Annotated in this window: 19 protein-coding genes, 1 other RNA gene and 1 riboswitch; of the genes, 17 read left to right on the top strand and 3 right to left on the bottom strand. The window is 65.8% G+C overall.

The annotated features are described in order from the left end of the window. Positions 1–71: 71 nt before the first annotated feature. Entirely contained in the window at positions 72–1,148 is a 1,077-nt protein-coding gene (locus tag ACCQ06_RS16990; RefSeq protein ID WP_316692643.1) for an aldose 1-epimerase family protein, read from the bottom strand. A gap of 420 nt (positions 1,149–1,568) precedes the next feature. Here ACCQ06_RS16990 and ACCQ06_RS16985 point away from each other — a divergent pair, with 420 nt between their 5' ends. From ACCQ06_RS16985 to ACCQ06_RS16975, 3 genes are all read left to right on the top strand, one after another. Next, positions 1,569–3,170 (top strand): SulP family inorganic anion transporter, encoded by a 1,602-nt coding sequence (locus ACCQ06_RS16985; RefSeq protein ID WP_316687828.1) that lies wholly within the window; start codon positions 1,569–1,571, stop codon positions 3,168–3,170. Further along, a complete protein-coding gene (locus tag ACCQ06_RS16980; protein WP_316687826.1) occupies positions 3,167–4,336 on the top strand; it encodes a lysozyme inhibitor LprI family protein in 1,170 nt (389 codons plus the stop codon). The genes ACCQ06_RS16985 and ACCQ06_RS16980 overlap by 4 nt, the downstream gene beginning before the upstream one ends. Before the next feature lie 246 nt (positions 4,337–4,582). After that, a complete protein-coding gene (locus tag ACCQ06_RS16975; RefSeq protein ID WP_104616349.1) occupies positions 4,583–5,398 on the top strand; it encodes a DUF3014 domain-containing protein in 816 nt (271 codons plus the stop codon). A gap of 210 nt (positions 5,399–5,608) precedes the next feature. Here ACCQ06_RS16975 and ACCQ06_RS16970 read toward each other — a convergent pair whose 3' ends face one another. Continuing rightward, on the bottom strand, positions 5,609–6,316 hold the full coding sequence (locus ACCQ06_RS16970; protein ID WP_316687824.1) for a glutathione S-transferase: 708 nt from the start codon (positions 6,314–6,316) through the stop codon (positions 5,609–5,611). Positions 6,317–6,362: 46 nt separating this feature from the next. After that, positions 6,363–6,692, bottom strand: a complete 330-nt coding sequence (locus ACCQ06_RS16965; RefSeq protein WP_211287711.1) for a GIY-YIG nuclease family protein — start codon at positions 6,690–6,692, stop codon at positions 6,363–6,365. 249 nt (positions 6,693–6,941) lie between these two features. Between ACCQ06_RS16965 and ACCQ06_RS16960 the strand changes: the two genes are divergently transcribed. From ACCQ06_RS16960 to cbiB, 14 genes are all read left to right on the top strand, one after another. Continuing rightward, a complete protein-coding gene (locus tag ACCQ06_RS16960; protein WP_228325290.1) occupies positions 6,942–9,194 on the top strand; it encodes a TonB-dependent receptor in 2,253 nt (750 codons plus the stop codon). Between the two features lie 67 nt (positions 9,195–9,261). Then, complete coding sequence (locus tag ACCQ06_RS16955) at positions 9,262–10,590, top strand: LLM class flavin-dependent oxidoreductase (RefSeq protein WP_316687820.1); 1,329 nt, start codon at positions 9,262–9,264, stop codon at positions 10,588–10,590. A 16-nt stretch (positions 10,591–10,606) separates the two neighbouring features. Next, positions 10,607–11,647: an L-glyceraldehyde 3-phosphate reductase gene (mgrA, locus tag ACCQ06_RS16950; RefSeq protein ID WP_228325288.1), complete on the top strand. Its 1,041-nt coding sequence runs from the start codon at positions 10,607–10,609 to the stop codon at positions 11,645–11,647. Positions 11,648–11,658: 11 nt separating this feature from the next. Further along, complete coding sequence (locus ACCQ06_RS16945; RefSeq protein WP_228325287.1) at positions 11,659–12,627, top strand: aliphatic sulfonate ABC transporter substrate-binding protein; 969 nt, start codon at positions 11,659–11,661, stop codon at positions 12,625–12,627. A gap of 49 nt (positions 12,628–12,676) precedes the next feature. Continuing rightward, positions 12,677–13,471: an aliphatic sulfonate ABC transporter permease SsuC gene (gene ssuC / locus ACCQ06_RS16940; RefSeq protein WP_228325286.1), complete on the top strand. Its 795-nt coding sequence runs from the start codon at positions 12,677–12,679 to the stop codon at positions 13,469–13,471. After that, complete coding sequence (locus tag ACCQ06_RS16935) at positions 13,468–14,301, top strand: ATP-binding cassette domain-containing protein (RefSeq protein ID WP_316687817.1); 834 nt, start codon at positions 13,468–13,470, stop codon at positions 14,299–14,301. The genes ssuC and ACCQ06_RS16935 overlap by 4 nt, the downstream gene beginning before the upstream one ends. Positions 14,302–14,501: 200 nt before the next feature. After that, complete coding sequence (gene clpB / locus ACCQ06_RS16930) at positions 14,502–17,087, top strand: ATP-dependent chaperone ClpB (protein WP_316687814.1); 2,586 nt, start codon at positions 14,502–14,504, stop codon at positions 17,085–17,087. Positions 17,088–17,629: 542 nt separating this feature from the next. Further along, entirely contained in the window at positions 17,630–18,916 is a 1,287-nt protein-coding gene (locus ACCQ06_RS16925) for an O-acetylhomoserine aminocarboxypropyltransferase/cysteine synthase family protein (protein ID WP_316687813.1), read from the top strand. Between the two features lie 68 nt (positions 18,917–18,984). After that, positions 18,985–19,060, top strand: a non-coding RNA gene (locus tag ACCQ06_RS16920) — sX9 sRNA. A gap of 705 nt (positions 19,061–19,765) precedes the next feature. Next, positions 19,766–19,991: riboswitch (cobalamin riboswitch) on the top strand. Between the two features lie 115 nt (positions 19,992–20,106). After that, positions 20,107–21,984, top strand: a complete 1,878-nt coding sequence (btuB, locus tag ACCQ06_RS16915) for a TonB-dependent vitamin B12 receptor (protein WP_228323895.1) — start codon at positions 20,107–20,109, stop codon at positions 21,982–21,984. A gap of 252 nt (positions 21,985–22,236) precedes the next feature. Beyond that, complete coding sequence (locus tag ACCQ06_RS16910; RefSeq protein WP_228323896.1) at positions 22,237–22,830, top strand: hypothetical protein; 594 nt, start codon at positions 22,237–22,239, stop codon at positions 22,828–22,830. Next, positions 22,827–23,438 (top strand): hypothetical protein, encoded by a 612-nt coding sequence (locus ACCQ06_RS16905; protein WP_228323897.1) that lies wholly within the window; start codon positions 22,827–22,829, stop codon positions 23,436–23,438. The genes ACCQ06_RS16910 and ACCQ06_RS16905 overlap by 4 nt, the downstream gene beginning before the upstream one ends. Further along, on the top strand, positions 23,435–24,046 hold the full coding sequence (cobO, locus tag ACCQ06_RS16900; RefSeq protein WP_228323898.1) for a cob(I)yrinic acid a,c-diamide adenosyltransferase: 612 nt from the start codon (positions 23,435–23,437) through the stop codon (positions 24,044–24,046). The genes ACCQ06_RS16905 and cobO overlap by 4 nt, the downstream gene beginning before the upstream one ends. Positions 24,047–24,118: 72 nt before the next feature. After that, positions 24,119–25,033, top strand: coding sequence for an adenosylcobinamide-phosphate synthase CbiB (gene cbiB / locus ACCQ06_RS16895; protein ID WP_228323979.1), 915 nt, complete (start codon positions 24,119–24,121; stop codon positions 25,031–25,033). Positions 25,034–25,108 lie beyond the last annotated feature (75 nt).

Raw genomic sequence — 25,108 nt, 5'->3', positions numbered from 1 at the left:
ACATCGTGCAGTGCTCTGTCTGGCACTGCGTGAGTCCTCGGATACCATGGATCGACCCGCGACGCCTCGCTTCAGGGCTCATGCGCCAGCGGAGTCTGCCGGACCTTGGGCGGCTGGCGAGCCTGCAGCGTCCTGACCTCCTGCAGCGCCGTTTCTACCGCCTCCGGCGTGGCAAGCAGACGATACTGAAGGACGAAGTCGCGCGTTGCACCCGCTTCGATGGTAGGGACCAAGCCCAGGCCACGTTGCAGGCTGCGGTTGTAGGAAAAACTGGTGCCCGGCTCCAGGCCCGTGACGTAGCCCGTGGCGAGGCTGTCGGTGTTCTTCCATAGCGAGAACACTGGCAACTGGGTGATGTTGAAGTCCAGCTCGATGCCGCGCCGAGCGCCGGCGTCATGAAGCACCGCTAGGCTCTGCCCCTTGCCATCGTCGAGGGGGTAGATGTTGTAGACCGTTTCGCCATATCCGGCGGTCGGGCCGCGGAAGATCTGCCAATCGTTCAGTTCTTGCTGGGCACGCGCGTTGAAAGGTGAGATCTCGCGTACGGGTATCGCAACGCGCGCACCTTGTTCCAGCAGCGGCGTACCGATATTGCTGTGGTAGAGCGCCTGATACTCCATGGGCTGGTCGCCCTGATTGGTCAGCCGATCGTGCAGCGTGAACGCGGTGGCGCCGGGTTCGGTGATCAGCGCCGTGTCGATACGAAAGTTGACCTTCTTGAAGGCGACCTCGCTGAGCGTGCCTGTCAGCGTGATCCGGTGCGGTGAGTGATCGTCAATGCTGAGCACCACCGTGCGGGCGGGCAGGGAGGAGGCTCGCCCATGCAGGGTGAGTAGCTCGCCACGGTCGTTGCCAGGGTGGCCGACCCACTCGAAGCCGCAGCGCGCCACGAGCTCATTGAATCCTTCCAACCAGCCCAAGCCGCTGCGGCTTTCCAGATTGAGGAAGGCAGGATTCACGACCTCGGTCACCGGAGAATCCCAACCCAGACGGACACTGCCTGCCTGGGCGCGCAGCACGTTCATGCCGCGGGTAGGCACGACGGTCAGCTGCATGCTGCCGGTATCGATCTCGATGAGGGCGCTGCCCTCCTGGCGGCCCCCCCTAAGTCGATGCAGCCGCACCTTGAAGGCCGGGCCGTCGCGCATGTTCAGCTGTGTACTATCGATGCTCCAGTCGCCATCCGGTGTGTCCGGAGAGATGAGGGTGAACTCCACGGCATTGGCGGGAAGCGCGAGGGCGGCAACAACGCAGGCGCCAAGCAGGCGGACAATCAGCATGTACATTCTCGATGCAGGGCGGAAAAAATGAAGCGAGCACGCGATATTTGAAAGTTATCGCCGTAGCGACCGCGCCTACTGCGCAGAAAGTGCATTTCTACGCTGATGGATCAATTCCTTCGGGTGTGGCGGCATGCGCATCACTGTTTGCGGCGCCGCCACTGCCAGCTTGCGGGGGCCGATGCAGTCGACACGTCGAGGCACTTCGCTTCGGCGTAATCCATCGCGACGCTGTCGCGGGTACGGAGCAGCGGCTACCATCGCTTGTCCCCACGTCTGCAGATCGCTATGTCCGCTCCCTCTTCGCGTCCTGCGGCCTCGCCGCGCTGGTTCGTCGCCGGCGACCTCAATGGCTTCTTCGGCCTGGTGGTCGACAATCTGTCCATCCTCGGCTTCATCGCGATGGCGCTGGTGGGCATCTTCCAGTTTCCCGCCGAGGTGGTGTTCGGACGCATGTTCCCGGGCACCGCGTTCGGCGTGCTGGTGGGCAACCTGCTCTACACCTTGATGGCGCGACGGCTGGCCGCACGCACCGGGCGCGACGACGTCACCGCGATGCCACTGGGCCTGGACGCGCCGACCAGCATCGGCATGGCCTTGCTGGTGCTGGGCCCGGCGTTTGCCGGCTTCAAGGCGCAAGGACTGGACCCGCAGGCGGCTGCACTCGCCACCTGGAAACTGGGCATGGCCGCGCTGGTGGTGATGGGGTTGCTCAAGCTGGTGCTGTCGTTCGTTGGCGAGGCGGTGACGCGTGCGCTGCCGCGCGCAGCCTTGCTCGGGTCGATTGCCGGCATCGCTTTGGTGCTGATGGGCCTGTTGCCGTTGCTGGAGACGCTGCGTTCGCCGGTGGCCGGCTTCGTCACCCTGGGACTGCTGCTGTACGTGCTGCTGGCCAAGGGCCGCCTGCCGACCAAACTGCCGGGCGTGCTGGTGGCGTTCGTGATCGGCACGGCGCTGTATTACGGGCTGGGACTGGCGGGCCTGGGTGCGCCGGGCTTTGCGGTGCCTGCGTGGACCGCGCCGCAGATCGTGCTGCCGCTACCGAATCTGGGCTTTATCGAAGGACTGCCGGCCACGGTGGCGTATCTGCCGTTGCTGTTGCCGTTTGGCCTGTTGATGGTGGTGGGCGGCATCAATGTGAGCGAAAGCGCGCGCGCGGCCGGCGACGACTACCGTACCCGTGACATCCTGCTGGTGGAGGCGCTGGCCACATTGGTGGCCGGCGTGTGCGGCGGCGTGGCGCAGACCACGCCGTATATCGGGCAGCCGGCGTATAAAAACATGGGCGCGCGTACCGGCTATACGTTGCTGACGGGATTGTTCGTCGGCATCGGCGGCATGTTGGGCGTGATCAGCGGGCTGGTGCAATGGCTGCCGCTGGCGGTACTGGCACCGATCATCGTGTACGTGTCCATCGACATCACCACACAGGCGTTTCAGGCCACGCCCAGGCACCACGCCGGCGCGATGGTGCTGGGGTTTCTGCCGTCGGTGGCGTACCTGCTGACCATCAAGGCGCCGGGCTGGATCGCGCCGGAGCAACTGGTTGCGTTGACCACCAAGGTGGATGGCCATGGCCTGCCGGAACTGGCGGTGATCTTCGCGCTGGGTAATGGGTTCATCATCACCGCGATGCTGTGGATCGCCGCAGTGGCGGCCATGATCGATGGCCGGCTGCGCCGCGGTGCGGTGTTCTTGCTGGTCGCTGCGGGCTTGACGCTGTTCGGCCTCATCCATTCGGTGGACCCGCGCGGCGGCATCTATTTGCCGTGGTCGCTGCAAGGCCTGGCACGGGTGATCAGCTGGCAATTCGTCGGCGCCTATGTCGCGCTGGCGGTGACCTTGCTGTTGTTGTCGCTGCTGCCGGCACGCAAGGAGGCAGTGCAATGAACCATCGCGCGTGCGTGGTGCGACTGCTGCTTGGCGGCGCTCTGGTGCTGAGCGCCGGCGGTGCATGGGCGGCGTCGTTCGACTGCAAACAGGCCAGTACGCCGGTAGAAAATCGCATCTGCGCAGTGCCCGCACTCGGTCTGCTGGACGATCAACTGGACGAAAGCTACCAGGCGCTGGTGCAAACGACGCCGCGTGCTGCGGTGGCCGGCGTGCGCGAGCAACAACGCGCCTGGCTGCGGCAGCGCAACGCCTGCGCGCAGGACGCCAAGCCGGACGACTGTTTGCAGCGCAGCCTCGGCGCCAGGGCCGATGTGCTGGCCAACGCGCTCACCACGCAGCAACAGGCGCTGGACCGCATCATCGCCAGCATCCCCGGCAAGCCTGCCGAGGCCGCGCGGCAGTTGCAGGCCTACGACGCACCGCTGGCATCGGCGTGGCTGGCCTATCTGCATCAGTTCGTGCCCGCCGCCGGTGTGGATGCCGCCTTGGCGAACGCGCGGTTCGAGAGTGCGCGCAAGGCACTGCGCAAGATCGATGACTTTGCGGCGTCTCTGCTCGACGATGTGGCTGCCGGCCCGGTCTCGCAGGACCCGAAGAAGGTGTTGTTGCTGCTGCGCATGTGGATCGAGCAAGACGGCAGCGGTAATCGGCCCTACGTGCATTGCTTCATTTTCGCGGCGGTGGGTGAGCCGGCGTACGAGGCATTCGGCCCGCTGTATGGCTCTACGCGCGACTCGTTCGCCCCGGTGTGCGAGCCACCGGGTGGCCTGTTTGCGCTGGCCAGCTGGAAGCAGCTGGACGATGGGTTCGATTCCTTGATCGAAGCCTTGAGCAAGGACGCCGGCACCATCCGCTATGCCAGCTACGCCGAGTGGCAGGTGATTGCGCTGCGCGCCTCGGTGTCGCCGCTGTTGTACCTGCAGCCGGCCTTGCGCAAGCGCTATGGCGATGATCCGGACCAGGCCATCGCGGCCTGGCACGGCGATGACAGCGAGTGGCCGGCCGCAGACCGCAAGGCGGCGCGCGCCTTGTTGCCCAAGGTCCGCGCGGACACCGCGGCGTGGCTGGTGCGCGAAAAGCAGCTGCCCGCAAAGCAGGCCGATCAGGCTGCCGCCGCGATCGTGGCGGCCTGGGTGAATGCGCGCTTGGACTTCGCCAATTGAACGCGGTGTGCCGTGTAAAGCGCTTCGTTTTTGGCGTCAGCGTTTCGTAGTTGGTAGTTCGCGCCGGACCCCGCGTCGAGGGCTGCTGCGTGGCGCGCAGACTGAGGGTGTGTGGCGCGCGCCTGACAACGCATCGCCTGGCAATGCACGCGCGCGATTGATGAATGCGCGGCGGCCTGACATCGATGGAACCACCGCACCATCTCATGGTCACACCCTGGTGTTGTCGATGTCAGGAGTTCCATGATGCAAACCAAGTCCTCGCGCTGGCCGTGGCTGTTGGCGGTACCGTTCATTGCTGGCGCGGCCTGGTGGCTGTTCCGCGGGCCATCTGACCCATCCAGCGCGTTGCCCGCGCCAATCAGCCAGACCGCGAGCGCGGTGGCTGCCGCTGTCGCGCCGTCGCCGCCGGCACCCGCCGAGCCGCGTCATCCGGTGCAGACGCCATCGGCCGACGCGGCGGATGCGGCGATTCCTGCATTGGCGCAGAGCGACGCTGCTGCATGGCAGGCGCTGTTGGACCTGGTGCAGCAGGACGACGCGCTGTCGATCGTGCTGCGCGCGCACCTGATCGAACGCGTGGTGGTGATGGTCGACAACCTCACCCAGCCCAGCATCAGCCGTCGCGTCTCGGTGCTGCAGCCGGTGCCGGGCGAACTGCAGGTGTCCAGCGCAGCCGATCGCAGCGTGATCGACCAGGCCAACGCCGCGCGCTATGCGCCGTATGTCGCCGCGTTGACCAGCGTGGATGCGCAGGCGCTGGTGCGGAGTTATGTGCGCTTCTACCCATTGTTTCAGCAGGCCTACGCGAACCTGGGCGCGCCGGACCGTTACTTCAACGACCGCGTGATCGATGTGATCGATCATCTGCTGCGCACGCCGGAGCCACGCCAACCGATTGCCGTGGTGCGCGATGCGCATGGCCGCTATCTCTTTGCGGATCCGGCGCTGGAATCTGCATCGGTCGGGCAGAAGGCACTGTTGCGGCTGGGGCCGACCCAGGCTGCCGCGGTGAAGGCGCAGTTGCAGGCCATTCGCGCGGCGTTGTTGCAGGGACGTTGAGGTTGGCGGTTCGGCTGCGTCCAAATCAAAGGTCGCATTTGTGCGGCCTTGCATGTGCGATCTCTGGGGACGCGTAACCGTGCCCAATAACACGGGCGAGCTACCACAGCACCGAACGCGCAGCAAAAGCGACTTGCGCGCGTCAGCCGTGCATTGACCGACATTGAAGCTGACCGGCACACACGCGCTGCGTGATGCCGGTGGCATCGCCTATGCCGCATCCAGCTCCGGATAGTGGCGGAAGATGCCGTTGGTGTTGAACGCCACGCGGCGTTCGGATGCGAGATACGCGGCAATGCGCGGGCGCTCGGCCACGCGTTGCTGCAGGGCCTTCAGCCCCGGCAACGTCTTCGACAACGTCGCCATGCGCCTGGGGAACATGTACTCCAGGCCGCTGACCAGCTGAAACAGCGATAGATCCACGTACGAATGGGTGCCAAGCACATGCGTGCCGCCTGCCTGTTGCAGCACTTGCTCGAAGTAGCCAAGGAACTTTGGTAGCCGGTTGTCGCGCAGATCCTTGGCGCGTTTGGCTGCTTCGGTTTGTTGATCTTCGTAGTACAGCCCGACGCCGATCGGGTGATGGGTGTCGTGCACTTCGGCCACCAGGTCGGCGATGGTCATCTGCAACTGCAATGCCTGCAGGCGCTGCGCCTCTGACTCGGGGACCAGCTGCAATTGCGGGCCAATGGCATGCAGGATGGCTGCCACCTGCGACACCACCACCTCGCCCGCACGCAGAAAAGGCGGTGCGAACGGTTGTGCACCAGTGTGCTGGCCTTCCAGGAAGTCGGTCATGACCTCGTCGCCGTCGATGCGCGCGACGTCGGTGTAGCTGGCGCCGGCATCTTCCAATGCCAGGCGGACGAACTCACCGCGGCCTTGCAGGCCGGTCCAGTAATAGAGCTGATAGTGCATGCGCTGCTCCGGTGTCGGATGGCGCTGCAGCGTAGGGAGCGGGCGGCTAGGCGGGCGTGATCGGGGTGTCGGTAGCGTGTGACCCGGCGCTGCATGGCGGCTGCGCCAGCAGCCAGGCCAGCTTGCGCGCTCGGGGTTGGCGTTTGAGTGCGCACTCCGCACGCGAAGCGCTGGCGCGGTCGGGATACGGGTGGCTGGCGAGGATCTGCAGTGGCGGATTGGCCCGCGTGTAGCGCGCACCTGTGCCCCGCACATGCGCCTGGAAGCGCCGTTCCAGATCGTTGGTGATCCCGGCGTAATAGCTGCCGTTGCGACATTGCAGCAAGTAGAGATACCAGGGTTTGGGCGCATCCATCTGCGCATTATCGCCATGGATGCCGCGCTTGTGCAGCGCGCTGTCGCAAGGTCGCATCGCCGGCCCGTGCAGGCGAGACGGCGCGTGAGTGAATAACCACCTGAACATTGGTTATTTGACGCTCATGGCGCTGGCAAACAGCATGCCGTATCGCCATTCGCGGTCGAGGCGGCTTCGCGCTCAACGCGTCATCGCACAGCGTGCAACGCGGCCGAGTCGCCGCAATGCGACTTGCCCCATAGCGCTCTCCAGCCCATACGAAGGACCTGCATGCTTGTGCAACACCGAACCCCTGCGAGGATCGTACCTGCGTCGAGGGTGTGGGGAACACCTCAGTTGCTGGCGTGGAGTCTTGCAGTGGCGTGCACACCGGCGCTGGCAAACGCGTCGAGCGAAGCAGCAGGGCCGGAGAGCGCGGCACAGACGCTGGGCGCGGTGACGGTGACCGCCACGCGCCGCGAAACGACCTTGCAGCAGGTGCCGGTGGCGGTGTCGGTGGTGCAGGGCCAGACCCTGGAGCGCGAGAACCGCAACAGCGTGGCCGACCTGCCGGCGCTGGTACCCAGCCTGACCTTTCGCAGCGGCGCATCCAACAAGGACACCTCGTTGTTCCTGCGTGGCGTGGGCACCATTTCCACCTCGCCGGGCGTGGAGCCCAGCGTGGCCACGGTGATCGATGGCGTGGTGCTGGGCCGCCCGGGGCAGGCCACCCTGGACCTGCTCGATGTCGAACGTATCGAAGTACTGCGTGGGCCGCAGGGCACCTTGTTCGGCAAGAACGCCTCGGCCGGCGTGCTCAATATCGTCAGCAAGCCGGCGCCGGAGGTGTTTGGCGGCTATGTGGATTATTCCCACTTCGGCGGCGGCGACGAAGACCGCGTGCATGCCAGCATCGGCGGTGCGCTGGTGCCGGAGGTGCTCAAGGCCAGCGTGTCGGCGGTGTGGGCCGAATACGGCGGCAACGTGCGCAATGTGGCCGACGGGCAGACCGTCAATGGCTACCGGCGCGCCGGCGCACGCGTGCGGCTGGACCTCACGCCAAGCCCGGACTTCAGCGCGACCTTGCTCGCCGATTACCTGAAATCGCAGAGCGATGCGCCCAGCGGCGTCGTCGTTGCCAGCACACGCGCTGACTTTGCCGCTGCGCTTGCGCCGGTGCGGGGCAGTGCCGACAACCGGCAGATCAACAGCGATTACCCCACTTTTCTGGACGACATCAACAAGGGCGCGTCGCTGCAACTGGACCGGCATATCGGCGAGGTGGTGCTGACCTCGATCAGCGCATGGCGGCAATGGGATAACACGCAGTTTCAGGATGGCGACCGCACTGCTCAGCGCAGTGCGGCATTTCCGTCATCGCACGATCGTGGCGAGCTGGGCTACACGCAGTATTCGCAGGAGTTGCGCGTGCAGACCCCGCGCGACCGTGCAGTGGAAGCGGTGGCCGGGCTGTACTACCTGCACGCGCGCAACGACGAAACCTATCGCCGCACGGTGACGACGCCCACCGCCAGCAACGTGGGTGTGGCCGATTACGGCACGCGTGCAGAAACGTATGCGGCGTTCGGCGAGGCCACCTGGCATTGGCGCCCGGATCTGCGTGCCTTGCTGGGCGCGCGCGTCACCCGCGACACGCTCGAGTATCAGCATCAGCGCGTGTCCAGCGCTGCAGCGCCAGTCACCGGGATTCAGCCATCCACGGCCAGCGCCGGCAGCACCTCCGAACATGGCGTGTCCGGGCGCGCCGGCCTGCAATACGAAATTAACGAGCAGACCACCGGTTACCTCACCTATTCGCGTGGCTACAAGGGCCCGGCCTACAACGTGTTCTTCAACATGCAGCCGCGCGACACGCCGGCGCTGAAGCCGGAGACGTCCAACGCCTGGGAGTTGGGGTTGAAGACGCGCGCGCTGGACGACCGGCTCAGTGCGAATGTGGCGTTGTTTCACACCGACTATGCCGATTACCAGGCCAACTTCTTCGATACCGTGGCCGGGCAGGTGGTGACGCGGTTGATCAATGCCGGGCAGGTGCGCACGCAAGGCCTGGAGCTGGATCTGGACTACCGGCCCACCGAGCGGCTCAGCCTGGCTGCATCGCTGGCGTATACGCAGGCGCGTATCCAACGCTTTGCGTGCCCGGCGGCAGCGGCGGCCAACTGCAATGTCGACGGCAAGCCGCTGCCGTTTTCGCCGGACTGGAAGGGCAATCTGCGTGCCGGTTACCGCATGCCGCTGCGTGGCGGCCTGGCCGTGGAGTTCAACGGCGATGTGAGCTGGCAGGACAGTGTGCAGTACGACCTCAGCCAGACCGCGCAAACCCTGCAGGGCCCGTATGCGATCTGGAACGCCAGCATCGCGCTGGCCGACGACGCGCATGGCTGGCGTGTGGCGGTGCTGGGCCGCAACCTGAGCGATCGCGCGTATGCACCGTTGTTGGCCAATGCCACCGGCAATGTCTACCGCCTGGTACCGCGCGACGATCGACGCTACGTCGGCGTGCAAGTGCACAAGGATTTTTGAGGATGCAATCGATGGGTTTACGCAGTGAGATCAAGCACACGCAGTGCGTCCTGCTGGGTGGTCGGCGATGAGCGCGCCACGGCAGCTGTCGCTGGGTGCCTTCCTGATGGCGACTGGCCACCACGTCGCGGCATGGCGGCACCCGCAGGCGAGTGCGCAGACGCTGGATTTTGCGCAGTACCGCGAGATGGTGCGCATCGCCGAGGCCGCCAAGTTCGATGCGGTGTTCGTCGCAGACAGCCTGGCCGCAGCCGGCGGGCCGATCGCGCCGCGGATGGCGCGTTCCAGCCTGTTCGAGCCGCTGACGCTGCTCAGCGCACTGGCCACGGTCAGCGAGCGCATCGGCCTGATCGCCACCATGACTACCAGCTACAACGAGCCGTATCATGTGGCGCGCAAGTTCGCCTCGCTGGACCATCTGTCCGGCGGACGGGCCGGGTGGAATCTGGTCACCTCCGACGCTGCCGACGAGGCGCTCAACTTCAATCGCGATGCGCATTACGTGCACGCCGAGCGCTATGCGCGGGCGCGCGAATTTCAGCAGGTGGTCGCCGGCCTGTGGGACAGCTGGGACGATGACGCCTTTATCGCCGACAAGGCGGCCGGCCTGCATCACGACCCGGCGCGTGCGCATGTGCTCGATCATCGCGGCACGCACTTTCAGGTGCGCGGGCCGCTCAACATTGCGCGCGCGCCGCAGGGGCATCCGGTGCTGGTGCAGGCCGGTTCGTCCGAACCCGGGCGCGCGCTGGCGGCAGAAACCGCCGAGGTGGTGTTCACCGCGCAATCGTCGCTGGCCAAGGCACAGGCGTTCTATGCGGATATCAAAGGGCGGCTGGAACAGTTTGGCCGCACGCGCGATGCATTGAAGGTGCTGCCGGGCGTGTTCATCGTGGTGGGACAAAGCCAGGCCGAAGCGCAGGAAAAATTCGAGCAATTCCAGGAGCTGGTGGAGCCTGAGGTCGGCATCGCGCTGCTGTCGCGCATGCTGGGCAACTTCGATCTGTCCGGCTATCCGCCGGACGGCCCGTTGCCGCAATTGCCGCTCACCGAAACTGGCCAGCGCAGCCGCCAGCAGTTGTTCACCGAACTGGCCGGGCAGGACCAGTTGAGCATTGCCCAGCTCGGCCGGCGCATTGCGGGTGGGCGCGGGCATTACAGCCTGATCGGCACGCCCGCGCAGATTGCCGACGAGTTGCAGGCGTGGTTCGAGCAAGGCGCCGCCGATGGCTTCAATGTGCTGGTGCCGCACCTGCCTGGTGGCCTGGCCGATGTGGCCACGCACGTGGTACCGGAGCTGCAACGGCGTGGTCTGTTTCGGCGTGACTATGCAGGGCGCACCTTGCGCGATCATCTGGGGCTGGCACGCCCCGTCAATCGCTTCAGCGCACGCTGATCTACCGGACATTCTGATGACCTATCTCGCACATCCCGATCGTTACGACCGCATCGCCTACCGCCGTGTCGGCCGTAGCGGCCTTGTCTTGCCCGCATTGTCGCTGGGGCTGTGGCACAACTTCGGCGACAGCACGCCGATCGACACCCAGCGCGCCTTGCTGCGCACCGCCTTCGATCTGGGCATCACCCATTTCGATCTGGCCAACAACTATGGCCCGCCGTATGGCAGCGCGGAGCGCAACTTCGGCCGTTTGCTGCGCGAGGATTTCAAGCCGTATCGCGATGAATTGATCATTTCCACCAAGGCCGGCTGGGACATGTGGCCCGGCCCCTACGGGCAGGGCGGCAGTTCGCGCAAGTATCTGTTGTCCAGCCTGGACCAGAGCCTGCAAAGGCTGGGCGTGGACTATGTGGACATCTTCTATTCGCACCGTTTCGATGCGGACACGCCGTTGGAAGAAACCGCCGGCGCATTGGCCAGCGCCGTGCAACAAGGCAAGGCGCTGTACGTGGGCGTGTCGTCGTATTCGGCGGCGCGCACGCGCGAGATCGCCGCATTGCTGCGCGAGTGGAAGGTGCCGTTGCTGATCCATCAACCGGCCTACAACCTGTTCAACCGGTGGCTTGAGCACGAGCTGCTGGATGCCACCGCAGACATCGGGGCCGGGGTGATCGCATTCACGCCGCTGGCACAGGGCCTGCTCACCGGCAAGTATCTCGATGGCGTGCCGGCCGATGCGCGCGTCAATCGCCCCGGTGGGCAATCGCTGCGGCCGGAGCATCTGTCCGAGGACAACCTGCAACGCGCGCGTGGATTGAATGCGATTGCGCAGCGTCGCGGACAAAGCCTTGCGCAGCTGGCACTGGCCTGGGTGCTGCGCGATGCGCGGGTGAGTTCGGCGTTGTTGGGTGCCAGCCGGCCGGAGCAGTTGGTCGAAAACGTCGCGGCATTGCGCAACCTGAGTTTCAGCGCAGACGAGTTGGCCGAGATCGATCGCTTCGCGGTCGAGGGCGGCATCAACCTGTGGGAAAAACCGTCAACCGATTGGCAATGAGGAGATCGTCGATGCGCATGCGTGTGGCTTGGGCGGTGATGCTGTTGGTAAGTGTCGCGTGGTTGCCGCGCGCGTCTGCGGCCGACCCTGCACAGCTGCGTATCGGCTATCAAAAAGCGGTGTCGAGCCTGGTGCTGGCCAAACAGCACCGTCTGCTGGAGCATCGCTTCCCGCGCACCAACATTACCTGGGTGGAATTTCCAGCGGGGCCGCAATTGCTGGAAGCCTTGAACGTGGGTAGCGTCGATCTGGGCGGGGCCGGCGATATTCCGCCGTTGTTCGCGCAGGCGGCCGGTGCCGATCTGTTGTACGTGGGCTGGGTGCCGCCGACGCCGAAGGCCGAAACCATTCTGGTGCCGGCCAAGAGCGCGCTGCGCCGCGTGGCCGACCTCAAGGGCAAGCGGGTGGCGTTTCAAAAAGGATCCAGCGCGCATAATTTGCTGCTGCGGTTGTTGGCCAAGTCCGGCCTGAGCCTGCGCGACATCACCCCGCTGTATCTGTCGCCGGCCAATGCGCGTGCGGCGTTTGCGGCCGGGCAGGTGGATGCCTGGGCGATCTGGGACCCGTGGTATTCGGCGTTGACGCTGGATGGCAGTGCGCGCCTGCTCGCCAATGGCGAAGGGCTGGGGTTGACCGGCGGGTTCTTTCTGTCGTCGCGCCGCTATGCCACGGCATGGGGCCCGTTCGTGCAGCAGGTGATGGGCACGCTCAATCAGGCCGACGGCCTGCTGGAACGCGACCGCGCCGGCAGTATCAAGGTGCTGGCGCAGGTGAGTGGACTGTCGCCTGCGGTGGTGGAGCGCACCTTGGCGCATCGTCCGCCGGCCAGCGTGCAACCGCTCGGCGCCGAGGTCATCAAGGCGCAGCAGGCCACTGCCGACCTGTTCTATGCGCAGCGCTTATTGCCCAAGCGCGTGCTGGTGGCGCCGGCGGTGTGGCGCGCGCCGGCCACGGTTGCCGCGCAAGCGGCAGGCAAGTGATGCGCACGGCTGCGTCGTCGCTGCGCACCGGCAACACGAGAGCGATGCCATGAGCGCGCGTGCGTTGCGCTGGGGCAACCGGCTGCTGCCGTGGGTGTTGCCATTGACGGTGCTGGCCGCATGGCAGGGCGCCGCATCGGTTGGCTGGCTGCCGCAGCGCATCCTGCCGGCGCCGGACGCAGTGCTGCGTGCGGCGGCCACGCTCGTGCAAAGCGGCGAGCTGTGGCAGCACCTGGCAATCAGCAGTTGGCGCGCCGCCGTGGGCCTGGCCATCGGCGGCAGCCTTGGCCTGGCGCTGGGCCTTTTGACCGGTGTGTCGCGCGTGGCCGAGCGCCTGCTCGACAGCAGCCTGCAGATGCTGCGCAACGTGCCGCATCTGGCGCTGATTCCGCTGGTGATCCTGTGGTTTGGCATCGATGAGGGCGCCAAGTTGTTTCTGGTGGCGCTGGGCACCTTCTTCCCGATCTATCTCAATACCTATCACGGCATCCGCAGTGTGGACCCGGCGTTGATCGAGATGGCACGCAACTACGGCTTGCGTGGGCCGCAATTGTTTATCGATGTGTTGCTGCCCGGCGCGCTGCCGTCGATTCTGGTGGGGCTGCGCTTTGCATTGGGGCTGATGTGGCTGACCTTGATCGTGGCCGAAACCATCTCCGCCAGCTCCGGCATTGGCTACCTGGCAACCAATGCGCGCGAGTTCCTGCAGACCGACATCGTGGTGGTGGCGATCGTGCTGTATGCGCTGCTCGGCAAGCTGGCCGATCTTGCCGCGCGCGGGCTCGAAGCCTGGTGGCTGGGCTGGCACCCGGCGCAACAACGGCGCGCGCAGGTGCCGCGATGACGGTGGCAGGCAACGGGTTGCCGCTGAGCCTGCGCGGTATCGGCAAGCGCTATGGCGGCAGCGCTGTGTTGCGCGGCATCGATCTGGAGATTGCAGCCGGCAGTTGTGTGGCGGTGGTCGGCCGTAGTGGTTGCGGCAAGAGCACGCTGCTGCGCGTGATCGCCGGTCTGGAGAGCGCCGATGCCGGTCGCGTGGACAGTGGCGATGCACCTTTGGCGCGTCGGCGCGATGCGGTGCGGCTGATGTTTCAGGATGCGCGGCTGCTGCCCTGGAAGCGGGTGATCGACAACGTGGCGCTGGGCTTGGGCCGTGCCGGGCGCGCACAGGCACAGGCGGCACTGGACGCGGTGGGGCTGGGCACGCGCGGCGGCGACTGGCCGGCGGCGTTGTCCGGTGGGCAGCGGCAACGCGTGGCGCTGGCGCGCGCATTGGTGCATCGGCCGCGGCTGTTGCTGCTGGACGAGCCGCTGGGCGCGCTGGATGCGTTGACACGGATCGAGATGCAGCAGCTGATCGTGCAGCTGTGGCGGCAGTACGGGTTCACCCTGGTGCTGGTGACCCATGATGTGGCCGAAGCCAGCGCGCTGGCCGACCGCATCGTGGTGATCGAGCAGGGCCGGGTCGGCCTGGATGTGGCCGTGCCGGTGGCGCACCCGCGCGCGCCTGGCACCCCCGCGCTTGCCGCGATCCAGGCGCAGGTGCTGTCGCGTCTGCTGGGCGCTGTGCAGGCAGGTGCGGCGGCAACTCCCGCGCAGGGCGATGCGGGGCAGGGCATCGCGGGTGGTGGCAGCGTTTTGCATGCGGCAGTGCCGTTGCGACGGATCGTGTAGCAATCGTCCGTTGGTCGGCCCCGTGGCCGATGCCAGACCGCGCTGCCCGCAGCTCGCAACGACACTCCGGGCCGCATGAGGCGGTCTCGGGGGCCTTGGTCTCGGTTCGTTCCGTGCCGATCAAACCTTGAAACCCCGCTCGGCAGCCGCATCTGCACGGTATCGCCGGCGTTGCCGGCCACCCGTTCAGAGGATTTCCCATGCGGATGGACAAGCTCACCTCGCGGTTCCAGCAGGCACTGGCCGACGCACAGTCGCTGGCCGTGGGCCGCGACCACAACATCATCGAGCCGGTGCACGTGCTGGCCGCGCTGCTCGACCAGAGCGGTGGCAGTACGCGCCCGCTGCTGTCGCAGGCCGGGGTCAACGTGCCGTCGCTGCGCGAGCGTCTTGGCGAGGCGCTGGATACCTTGCCCAAGGTGTCCGGACAGGAAGGCAACCTGTCGATCGGCAACGATCTCAATCGCCTGCTCAACCAGACCGACAAGCTCGCTCAGCAACATGCCGATGCGTTCATCGCCAGCGAGTGGTTCGTGCTGGCCGCCGCCGACGATGCCAGCCCGCTGGGCGTGGCACTGCGCGCGGCCGGCGGCGACAAGAAGAAGATCGAAGCGGCCATCGACAAGCTGCGCGGCGGCGAAACCGTGCAATCGGAAAATGCCGAAGAGCAGCGCCAGGCGCTGGAGAAATACACCATCGATCTCACCGCGCGTGCGGAGAGCGGCAAGCTGGATCCGGTGATCGGCCGCGACGAAGAAATCCGCCGCACCATCCAGGTGTTGCAGCGCCGGACCAAGAACAACCCGGTGCTGATCGGCGAACCCGGCGTGGGCAAGACTGCGATTGTAGAAGGCCTGGCCCAGCGCATCATCAACGGCGAAGTGCCCGAAGGCCTGCGCGGCAAGCGGGTGCTGTCGCTGGACATGGGCGCGCTGATTGCCGGTGCCAAGTTCCGCGGCGAATTCGAAGAGCGCTTGAAGGCGGTGCTCAGCGACCTGTCGAAGAACGAAGGTCAGATCATCCTGTTTATCGATGAGTTGCACACCATGGTGGGCGCGGGCAAGGCCGACGGTGCGATGGACGCCGGCAACATGCTCAAGCCGGCGCTGGCGCGCGGCGAGCTGCATTGCATCGGCGCCACCACGCTGGACGAGTACCGCAAGTACATCGAAAAAGATGCCGCGCTGGAGCGTCGCTTCCAGAAAGTCTTCGTGGGCGAGCCGACGGTGGAAGACACCATCGCCATCCTGCGTGGCTTGAAGGAACGCTACGCCGTGCACCACGGTGTAGAGATCACCGACCCGGCGATCGTGGCGGCGGCCACCTTGTCCAACCGCTACATCACCGACCGCCAGTTGCCGGACAAGGCCATCGACCTGATGGACGAGGCCGCATCGCGTATCCGCATGGAGATCGACTCCAAGCCGGAAGAACTCGACCGCCTGGAGCGCCGGCTGATCCAGCTCAAGATCCAGCGCGAGATGTTGAAGAAGGAAAAAGACGACGCCTCGCGTCAGCGCCTGGCCGATCTGGAAACCGATATCGACAAGCTCGAACGCGAGTTCTACGACCTCAACGAGCTGTGGAAGTCGGAAAAAGCCGCGCTGCAGGGCACCACCAAGGTCAAGGAGCAGATCGAGCACGCCAAGCTGGAGCTGGAAGCGGCGCAGCGTCGCCAGGACTACGCCAAGATGAGCGAGATCCAGTACGGCGTGTTGCCGCAGCTGGAAAAGCAGATGCTGCTGGCTAACGAAGTGGAGCATCACGACTTCAAGCTGGTGCAGGACCGCGTGACCGCCGAAGAAATTGCCGAAGTGGTGTCGCGTTGGACCGGCATTCCGGTCAACAAGATGCTCGAAGGCGAGCGCGACAAATTGCTGCGCATGGAAGACGAACTGCATCACCGCGTGGTTGGTCAGAACGAGGCGATCAAGGTGGTGTCCGATGCGGTGCGTCGCTCGCGTGCCGGCCTGTCCGACCCCAATCGTCCGAGCGGCTCGTTCCTGTTCCTGGGGCCGACCGGCGTGGGCAAGACCGAGTTGTGCAAGGCGTTGGCGGACTTCCTGTTCGACAGCACCGAAGCGATGATCCGCATCGACATGAGCGAGTTCATGGAGAAACATTCGGTGTCGCGCCTGATCGGTGCGCCTCCGGGCTACGTGGGCTATGAAGAAGGCGGTTATCTCACCGAAGCGGTGCGTCGCCGCCCGTATTCGCTGATCCTGCTCGACGAGGTCGAAAAAGCGCATGCCGATGTCTTCAATATCCTGTTGCAGGTGCTCGACGATGGCCGTCTGACCGATGGTCAGGGCCGCACCGTGGACTTCCGCAACACGGTGATCGTGATGACCTCCAACCTGGGGTCGCATCAGATCCAGGAGCTCTCCGGCGACGGCAGTGCCGAGGCCTATACGCAGATGAAGGCCGCGGTGATGGGCGTGGTGCAGGCGCATTTCCGCCCGGAGTTCATTAACCGGCTGGACGACATCGTGGTGTTCCATCCGCTGGACAAGGCGCAGATCAAGTCGATCGCGCGCATCCAGTTGCAGGGCCTGGAAAAGCGCCTGGCCGAACGCGGACTCAAGCTGGATCTGGACGATGCCGCGCTGGATCTGCTCGGCAACGTCGGCTTCGACCCGGTGTATGGCGCGCGACCGCTCAAGCGCGCGATCCAGTCGCAGGTGGAAAATCCGCTGGCCCAGCAGATCCTCTCCGGGCATTACATCAGCGGCGACACCGTGCGCGTGCGTGTCGAGGGCGGGCGTCTGGCGTTTACGAAGGGCTGATGAGGTTGGGCGATGGGTGCGTGTTCACCCCGCCAATTGCACCGGCGCTGATGGTTGACGCAAGAGCGGGCACTGCGCAGGCAGTGCCCGCTCTTGCGTTGATCGGTTATTTCTGCGGCTCAGCTTGATCTGCGGGAAACATCGTTAATCAGCCATCGCGCTTGCCTCAACCGCTGGTAGGCCTGCAAGCGCCCTCAGCGACTGAAGCGTTCGCACGAAACCTGCGGGTGTTGTGCGTGTTGGTTGGTGGGTGCGCGGTGTCGCATCCGGTGTCGGGACACGCCGTGAATCCATCCATGGAGGCTCGGTTGCGGCATTCATGCCGCCACACGGTCCCGCTCCCGGACACCCTACCGCGCTTCCGCTGTTCGCCGTCGACGATCGGCAAGCAGGGCCGGGCTCATCAGGTTGCGTCATGTGGATAGCGCAGGCGTTGCACGGCTGTGCTTACAACCGGGCGGCATGAGTTCATCACTGCGCGTTTGCAAACAAACGTGCGGTCCCGGCTATGGTCGGCATTCTTTCAGAGAGCGAGCCGCACCATGACCGACCCGCAGTGGAAGCCCGAAACCATCGCCGTGCATGGTGGGTATCGCCCCGATCCGACCACGCGGGCGGTGGCGGTGCCGATCTACCAGACCGTTGCCTACGCCTTCGACAACACCCAGCACGGCGCGGATCTGTTCGATCTGAAAGTGCCGGGCAACATCTACAGTCGCATCACGAACCCAACCAACGATGTGCTGGAACAGCGCGTCGCGGCGCTGGAAGGCGGCATCGGTGCACTGGCGCTGGCGTCGGGGCAGGCGGCGGTGACCTACGCCATCCAGACCATCGCCGAGGTGGGCGACAACATCGTGTCGTCCAGTGCGTTGTATGGCGGTACCTACAATCTGTTCGCGCATACGCTGCCGCAGTTCGGCATCAGCACGCGGTTTGCCGACTATCGCGATCCGCAGGCGTTTGCCGGCCTGATCGACGACCGTACCAAGGCGGTGTTCGTCGAGTCGATCGGCAATCCGCGCGGCAACATCACCGATATCGAAGCGGTGGCGGCCGTGGCGCATGCGCATGGCGTACCGCTGATCGTGGACAACACCGTGGCCACACCGTCGTTGCTGCGGCCGATCGACTTCGGCGCGGACATCGTGGTGCATTCGCTGACCAAGTATCTGGGCGGGCATGGCAACAGTATCGGCGGGGCGATCGTGGACAGCGGGCGCTTTCCGTGGGCGGAGCACAAGGCGCGATTTGCGCGTCTCAACGAGCCGGACGTGAGTTACCACGGCGTGGTGTATACCGAGGCGTTGGGCGAGGCCGCTTACATCGGCCGCGCGCGCGTGGTGCCGCTGCGCAATACCGGGGCGGCGTTGTCGCCGTTCAATGCATTTTTGATCCTGCAAGGCATCGAAACCCTGCCGCTGCGCATGGAGCGCATCAATGCCAACACATTGGCGATTGCGACATATCTGCAGCAACACGCGCGGGTGGCCTGGGTCAATTACGCTGCGTTGCCGGATCACCCCGAGCATGCGCTGGCGCAGAAGTATCTGGGCGGGCACGGCTCAGGCGTGCTGACCTTCGGCCTGCCCGGGGGGCGTGCGGCGGGTGCGCGGTTTCTGGATGCGCTGCAGTTGTTCACGCGGCTGGTCAACATCGGCGATGCCAAATCGCTGGCGACGCATCCGGCATCCACCACGCACCGCCAGCTCGGTCCAGCCGAACTGGAACATGCCGGCGTCAGCGAAGACACCGTGCGCCTGTCGATCGGCATCGAACATATCGACGATCTGCTGGCGGATCTGGAGCAGGCGCTACAGGGAGCGTGAGGTTTTAGCGCAGCCAACACGCCGACTGTGCTCACCGCCAGGCGAGCGCGGCCGGTACTCGGTGCGGCATGGACCACGCGTCCACTCCGGTTCTTCCGCGCCGTCCACACCCACCTGACGACTGCTCGCTACGTTTTGTTGGCCACTCTTGGAACAACGCTCCCGTCGGATACCAAGGCACGGCGGGAGCGCCACCGGTGCGCGTGTCTTGGTGCGCTCGTACTGCTAGCGCGGAGCGGGGTGGGGTTGGGTATGGCAAAGCACGATGCCCGCCGGTACTGGCTTCGGTGAGCGCGGCAGCGCGGCTGGGGATCGGCTCTTCGGCTCGGTCAGACATCCTGTCTGACTCGCCGCCGCGGCACATCCTTGTGCCGCTCTCCGCCAAATCCCCAGCCGCGCTGCCGCCTCGTGACCTCGCTTCCATGACCCGGACATCTTGAACACGCCAATGACGCTTGGCTTGAAGCCTTTCTCCCGCCCGGAACGGCTCGCCCCTCTCCCGTCGGGGCGAGGAGGCACAGCTTGCGCGCGATGGGCGCGGGTGGCCTTGGAGCGCACGCGCCGCAAGCGCAAGCGTGGGCTGGGGCGCGGAGCGGGTGTGGGGGGGCGATCTCAATGACGGGGGCGAAGCCCACGCATATGTGCGAGATCAAGCTCGATGGCGGACATGCAAGCAACCCAGCATGCTGCTTCTATCCATGGCATGAGGCTGCGCTCTGTCCCCTCATCCAGCGCTGCGCGCCACCTTCTTCCGATGAGAGAAGCAATCAGTAGTCACCACCCCGGCGCGTGGCGACGCGCTGCGCTTGGTCGGTCGCACCAGAGCGCTGAGGCGCCAGCCAATCCTGCTACCATGCGCGCCCCTGAGGTGACTGCCGGCTGGCCGGTGGTTTAAACGGGAATCCGGTGCGCGCATCGCCTTGGGCGAGTCGTAATTCCGGAGCTGCCCCCGCAACGGTGGGCGAGACAAGGGTCTGCACGTCACGCCACTGTGCTTTGCATGGGAAGGCGCAGACCCGGGAAGCATCCGCTTCCGCTCGCAAGCCCGGAGACCGGCCTGAGGGATTGACCCGGCACGCGGTGGGCGTGGCCTTGCGCGTCCGATGCTGCTGCGTCGGACGGCTGGCCCGTTGCTGCGTGTCGCCCCATTGCCCCCGCGCGGGTCGGCGCGGTTTCAGGAGCAGCAGTAGATGTCCCTTTCTTCCGTTTTGCCATCTCGCGCCGTGTTGGCCGCGGGATTGTCGCTGTGCGTGATCAATCTGGCCCAGGCCGAAGCCGCCATCGATCTCGACGAAGTGGTGGTCACCGCCTCGCGGACCGCGCAGACCCAGGACCAGACGCTGGCGCCGGTCACGGTGATCGACCGCGCGCAGATCGAGCGCCGCCAGATCAATTCGCTGCAGGACCTGCTGCGTGGCGAAGCCGGGGTGTCGCTGGCCAATAACGGTGGTCCGGGTAAGGCGACCTCGTTGTTCCTGCGCGGCACCGAATCGGATCATCTGGTGGTGCTGATCGACGGCGTGCGCATCGGCTCGGCCACCGCCGGCGGCGCGGCATTGCAGGACCTGCCGATCGAGCAGATCGAGCGCATCGAGATCGTGCGCGGGCCGTTTTCCAGCCTGTATGGCTCCGAAGCGCTGGGCGGCGTGATCCAGATCTTTACCCGTCGCCCGCAAGGCCGCTTCGTGCCGACGCTGAGCGTGGCGGCCGGCAGCGACAATGCGCGCCGTTATGGCGCCGGTGTCGCCGGACGCAGCCAGGGCGATCTGAGCGAAGCCGGCGGCTGGTATTCGCTCAACGCCGTGCATGACCAAACCGATGGCATCAATGCGTATCTGGACACCCGCTCCAGTGCCTACGATCCGGACCGCGATGGCTATCGCAACGATTCGCTGAGCGCGCAGGGCGGCTGGCGCTTCAATCGGCAGTGGGATGCGGACGTGCACGCCCTGCGTGCGCAGAGCCGCAACGAATACGACGGCTCAGCCTTTGGCGGCAATCTGTCCAAGGGCGTGCAGCAGGCCGTGGGCGGGCGCGTGCGCTATGCGCCCAGCGATGCGCTGACCTTCACCGCCAGCCTGGGCAGCAGCGCCGATTTCAGCGATACCTATTACGCCGGTGCGTACCTGTCGACCTACGACACGCGCCGCAAGCAGGGCTCGCTGCAGGCCGACGTCAACACCGGGCCGGGCTTGCTCACGGTCGGTTTCGACTGGCAGCGCGACGCCATCGCCAGCAGCGACACCTACGATGCCGACAGCCGCATCGACCGCGCCGCGTTTGCGCAGTGGCAGCAGAGCTTCGGCAGCCAGTCTTTGCAGGCCAGCCTGCGTCGCAACGACAACAGCCAGTTCGGTGGCAAGACCACCGGCAGCCTGTTGTGGGGCTGGGACTTCTCTGAGCATTTGCGCCTGACCGCCAGCTACGGCACCGCGTTCAAGGCGCCCACCTTCAACGAGTTGTATTACCCGGATTACGGCAACCCGCTGCTGGGGCCGGAGACCTCCAAGAGCGCCGAGCTGGGGCTGCGCGGTAGCTACGACTGGGGCACCTGGACGCTCAATGCCTTCCAGACCCGCATCGACGATCTGATCGCCTACGACGCGGCGCTGGTGGATGCCACTCACCCGTTCGGGCAGCCGAACAACATCGACCAGGCGCGCATTCGCGGTATGGAAGCCGGCTACGATACCGAGCTGGCCGGCTGGACCGTGCGCAGCGCGCTGACCTGGCTGCAGCCGCAGGCCGATGGCGAGGTCAATCACGGCAACTGGTTGCCGCGGCGTGCGCGGCAGAGCGGGCGCATCGATGCCGACCGCAGCTTCGGTGCCTTCAGCGTGGGCGCCAGCCTGTTCGGTTCCGGCAAGCGTTACGACGATCTGGCCAACACCGAGCGGCTGGCCGGCTATGGCCTGCTGGATCTGCGTGTGAGCTATGCGATCGATGCGGACTGGAAGGTGCAGTTCACCGCAAACAATGTCTTCGACCGCCAGTACGAGACCGCACGCTGGTATGCGCAGCCGGGGCGCAATTATCTGCTCACCTTCCGCTACCAGGCGGCGCAGTAACGCACGGGCAGCCGCTGACATGTGCGATGGTGGGATGCATGCGGCCCGTGCCGATTGGACGCATGCATCGCGCAGTTGCTCGTATTGGCGACAGTGCGTCGCGCCGAGGCACCAATGAGGAAACGGCTGCAGTGATGTCGCCGCCAGTGACACAGCAGCATCAGCAGTCATGCGCCACTCGTACACTGCAGCAGTTACCGGTTGCCTGTCTCTACCGCTAGCGCAGCTGCGTCTGTCTTCAAAGGAACACCGATGACCCCTCTCTCCCGTCCCGCCGAACGCGCTGTCCTCATCAGCTTGATGCTGGTGATGACCGCCACCCGCTTCCATCACGTCAGCGACTGGCTGCATCTGCCGGATGCGTCGATGGCGGTGTTCTTTTTGGGCGGTCTGGCAGTGCGACGGCATGCGTTTTTTGTCGCGCTGCTGGTGTTGTCGGTGGCGATCGATTGGGCTGCGGTCACGGTGGCCGGTGTCAGCGACTTCTGCATTACCGCCGCCTACGCGGCGCTACCGCTGGCGTACGGGGTGCTGTGGTATGCCGGCCGTGCGTATCACGCGCGCCTTCGCCCGGATGCAAGGTCGATGTGTATTGCGTGGGGGCTGGGCACCTTGTCCGCAGTGGTGTCGTTCCTGATTTCCAACGGCGCGTTCTACTGGTGGGGCGGGCGCTATGCCGAGCCGCATTGGGCGCAGTATCTGCAGCGCGCAGCACAGTGGGGCCCGTTGTTCGTGCGTACCACCGCGCTGTATCTGGCAGTTGCGCTTGTCGGTGCGTGGTGTGTGTTGCGCTGGCGTGCCGCGCGCACTGCGGCGCCGTTATCGGCCCCGCTGGAGCGGTCATGACGGTTGCACGGCAAACGCGCACGCCGGCACGCGCGCCACTGCAAGGCACCGCCGCATGGATGTGCGGTAGCGCGCTGGTGCTGTTGATGGTGTGCACGCGCGGCGAGCATTTCGCCAGCGTGGATGCATTGCCCAGCGCATCGTGGGCGGTGTTCTTTTTGGCCGGTGCCTTGCTGCGCCCGCGGTGGATGCTGCCGCTGCTGTTCGGGGTGGCGTCTGCGCTGGATCTGATCGGCCTGGTCTCCGGCAGCATCAGCGATTGGTGTCTGTCGCCGGCCTATTGGGCGCTGGCGTTGGCGTATGCGGCATTGTGGTTGGGTGGGCGCGTGTATGCCTTGCAGCTGCACCGCGATGTGTGGCGCGATGCGGCCCGCCTGCTGTGCGCAGTGCTGCTCAGCGGCAGCCTGGCGTATCTGCTCTCCAAGGGCGGCTTCTACTTTTTGTCCGGCCGTTATCCGCAGGCCACGCTGGGCGGGTTTCTCGCGCGCGTGCCTGACTATTACCCGCACGCACTCGGCACGCTGGCAGGCTATGTCGGCTTCGCTTTCGCGCTGCTGGCTGTACTGCGTGGCATCGCCACACGTCACCCGATTGGAGCAAGCGCATGAGCACCCCCGAACACGACGACGCGCATTACCGCGAACGCGCGCAGCGCAAGAAGGAGCTGGTGGACAGACGCATCGCACGCGCGGTCATCGACCGTGGCGTGTTGCTGGTCAATACCGGCAACGGCAAGGGCAAGAGTTCATCCGGCTTCGGCATGCTGGCGCGTTCGCTCGGGCATGGCCTGTACTGCGGCGTGGTGCAATTCATCAAGGGCACGTTTTCCACCGGCGAAGAAGCGTTTTTCCGCCGCTTTCCGGATCTGCTCGACTACCACGTGATGGGCGAAGGCTTTACCTGGGAAACCCAGGACCGTGCACTCGATATCGCCGCTGCGCAGGCCGCCTGGCATCTGGCGCGCGGCATGCTGGCCGACCCGCGCTACGACTTCGTGCTGCTGGACGAACTCAATATCGCCCTGGTCAAGGACTACATCGCGCTGGACGAGGTGCTTGCAGCCGTGGCCGCGCGTCCGCCGGGACAGCATGTGGTGATCACCGGGCGCGGTGCGCCGGCCGGGTTGATCGAGGTCGCCGACACCGTCACCGAGATGCGCCTGATCAAGCATGCCTTCAACGCCGGCATCAAGGCGCAGCTCGGCATCGAGTTGTAGGCATGACCACGCGCGTGCAATTGCCTGCAGCGGCATCGGCGTATGTCCTGTCATGACGCCGGGCCGCCCACCATGGCGCTGGTGATTGCCACGGCCGCCGTGCTGCTGGATCTGCTGCTGGGCGAGCCGCGGCGCGCGCATCCGCTGGTGCTGTTCGGCCACTGGGCGCAGCGCGTGGAAGCACGCCTGTACCGCGATCGTCGCGGTGCAGGCGTGCTGGCCTGGTGCGCGACGGTGGTGCCATGGACGCTCTTTGCAGCCGCGTTGCAAGCGCTGCTATGGTGGTGGTCGGCGTGGGCGGCAACTGTCTTTGCCGCCGTCATGCTCTACCTGGCGCTGGGATTGCGCAGCCTGGGCGAACATGCGCAGCCAGTGATCGACGCATTGCAGGCCGACGACCTGGCAGCGGCGCGCATTGCCGTGGGCCGCATCGTCAGCCGCGACACCGCCGCGCTTGATGCCACGCAGGTTGCCGCCGCAGCGACCGAGTCGGTGCTGGAAAACGGCAGCGATGCGGTATTCGCCGCGCTGTTCTGGGGTGTGCTGCTCGGCGCGCCTGGCGCGGTGCTGTATCGGCTGTCCAATACGCTGGATGCGATGTGGGGCTATCGCACGCCGCGCTACGCCAACTTCGGCTGCGCTGCGGCGCGCATCGACGATGTGCTCAATTGGCTGCCGGCGCGTCTCACCGCCCTGACCTACGCGCTGCTCGGCCGCAGCCGCGCCGGCATGCGCTGCGCCTGGCAGCAGGGGCGCGGCTGGAAGAGCCCCAATGCCGGCCCGGTGATGGCGGCCGGTGCCGGCGCGCTGCAGGTGCAATTGGGTGGGCCAGCGCCGTACCACGGCCACTGGCAGACACGGCCGCGTCTGGGCGAGGGCCTGCCGGCCAGCGCCGGCAGTGTGCGCCGCGCGCTGCTACTGGTGCGTGCCGGCGTGCTGCTGTGGTTGTTGCTCGGTGCACTGGCGTTGGCGCTGGTGACGCAATGACCGGCCGCACACCTGTCGCGCGCATGCGCCGCGCCGATCATCGGCCACCTGTCTGCAGTCCCGCACCATCATCTG

It is taken from the genome of Xanthomonas sp. NCPPB 4467, assembly GCF_041475665.2.
In the GTDB taxonomy this organism is placed as follows: domain Bacteria; phylum Pseudomonadota; class Gammaproteobacteria; order Xanthomonadales; family Xanthomonadaceae; genus Xanthomonas; species Xanthomonas dyei.
This window is presented reverse-complemented; position numbering and strand designations above follow the sequence as displayed.

Excerpts from the sequence above, each read along its gene's own strand:
- ACCQ06_RS16990 (WP_316692643.1), bottom strand. The coding sequence starts at position 1,148 with ATGCGCGACGGCCCGGCCTTCAAGGTGCGGCTGCATCGACTTAGGGGG.
- ACCQ06_RS16985 (WP_316687828.1), top strand. The coding sequence starts at position 1,569 with ATGTCCGCTCCCTCTTCGCGTCCTGCGGCCTCGCCGCGCTGGTTCGTC.
- ACCQ06_RS16980 (WP_316687826.1), top strand. The coding sequence starts at position 3,167 with ATGAACCATCGCGCGTGCGTGGTGCGACTGCTGCTTGGCGGCGCTCTG.
- ACCQ06_RS16975 (WP_104616349.1), top strand. The coding sequence starts at position 4,583 with ATGCAAACCAAGTCCTCGCGCTGGCCGTGGCTGTTGGCGGTACCGTTC.
- ACCQ06_RS16970 (WP_316687824.1), bottom strand. The coding sequence starts at position 6,316 with ATGCACTATCAGCTCTATTACTGGACCGGCCTGCAAGGCCGCGGTGAG.
- ACCQ06_RS16960 (WP_228325290.1), top strand. The coding sequence starts at position 6,942 with ATGCTTGTGCAACACCGAACCCCTGCGAGGATCGTACCTGCGTCGAGG.
- ACCQ06_RS16955 (WP_316687820.1), top strand. The coding sequence starts at position 9,262 with ATGAGCGCGCCACGGCAGCTGTCGCTGGGTGCCTTCCTGATGGCGACT.
- mgrA (WP_228325288.1), top strand. The coding sequence starts at position 10,607 with ATGACCTATCTCGCACATCCCGATCGTTACGACCGCATCGCCTACCGC.
- ACCQ06_RS16945 (WP_228325287.1), top strand. The coding sequence starts at position 11,659 with ATGCGCATGCGTGTGGCTTGGGCGGTGATGCTGTTGGTAAGTGTCGCG.
- ssuC (WP_228325286.1), top strand. The coding sequence starts at position 12,677 with ATGAGCGCGCGTGCGTTGCGCTGGGGCAACCGGCTGCTGCCGTGGGTG.
- ACCQ06_RS16935 (WP_316687817.1), top strand. The coding sequence starts at position 13,468 with ATGACGGTGGCAGGCAACGGGTTGCCGCTGAGCCTGCGCGGTATCGGC.
- clpB (WP_316687814.1), top strand. The coding sequence starts at position 14,502 with ATGCGGATGGACAAGCTCACCTCGCGGTTCCAGCAGGCACTGGCCGAC.
- ACCQ06_RS16925 (WP_316687813.1), top strand. The coding sequence starts at position 17,630 with ATGACCGACCCGCAGTGGAAGCCCGAAACCATCGCCGTGCATGGTGGG.
- btuB (WP_228323895.1), top strand. The coding sequence starts at position 20,107 with ATGTCCCTTTCTTCCGTTTTGCCATCTCGCGCCGTGTTGGCCGCGGGA.
- ACCQ06_RS16910 (WP_228323896.1), top strand. The coding sequence starts at position 22,237 with ATGACCCCTCTCTCCCGTCCCGCCGAACGCGCTGTCCTCATCAGCTTG.
- ACCQ06_RS16905 (WP_228323897.1), top strand. The coding sequence starts at position 22,827 with ATGACGGTTGCACGGCAAACGCGCACGCCGGCACGCGCGCCACTGCAA.
- cobO (WP_228323898.1), top strand. The coding sequence starts at position 23,435 with ATGAGCACCCCCGAACACGACGACGCGCATTACCGCGAACGCGCGCAG.
- cbiB (WP_228323979.1), top strand. The coding sequence starts at position 24,119 with ATGGCGCTGGTGATTGCCACGGCCGCCGTGCTGCTGGATCTGCTGCTG.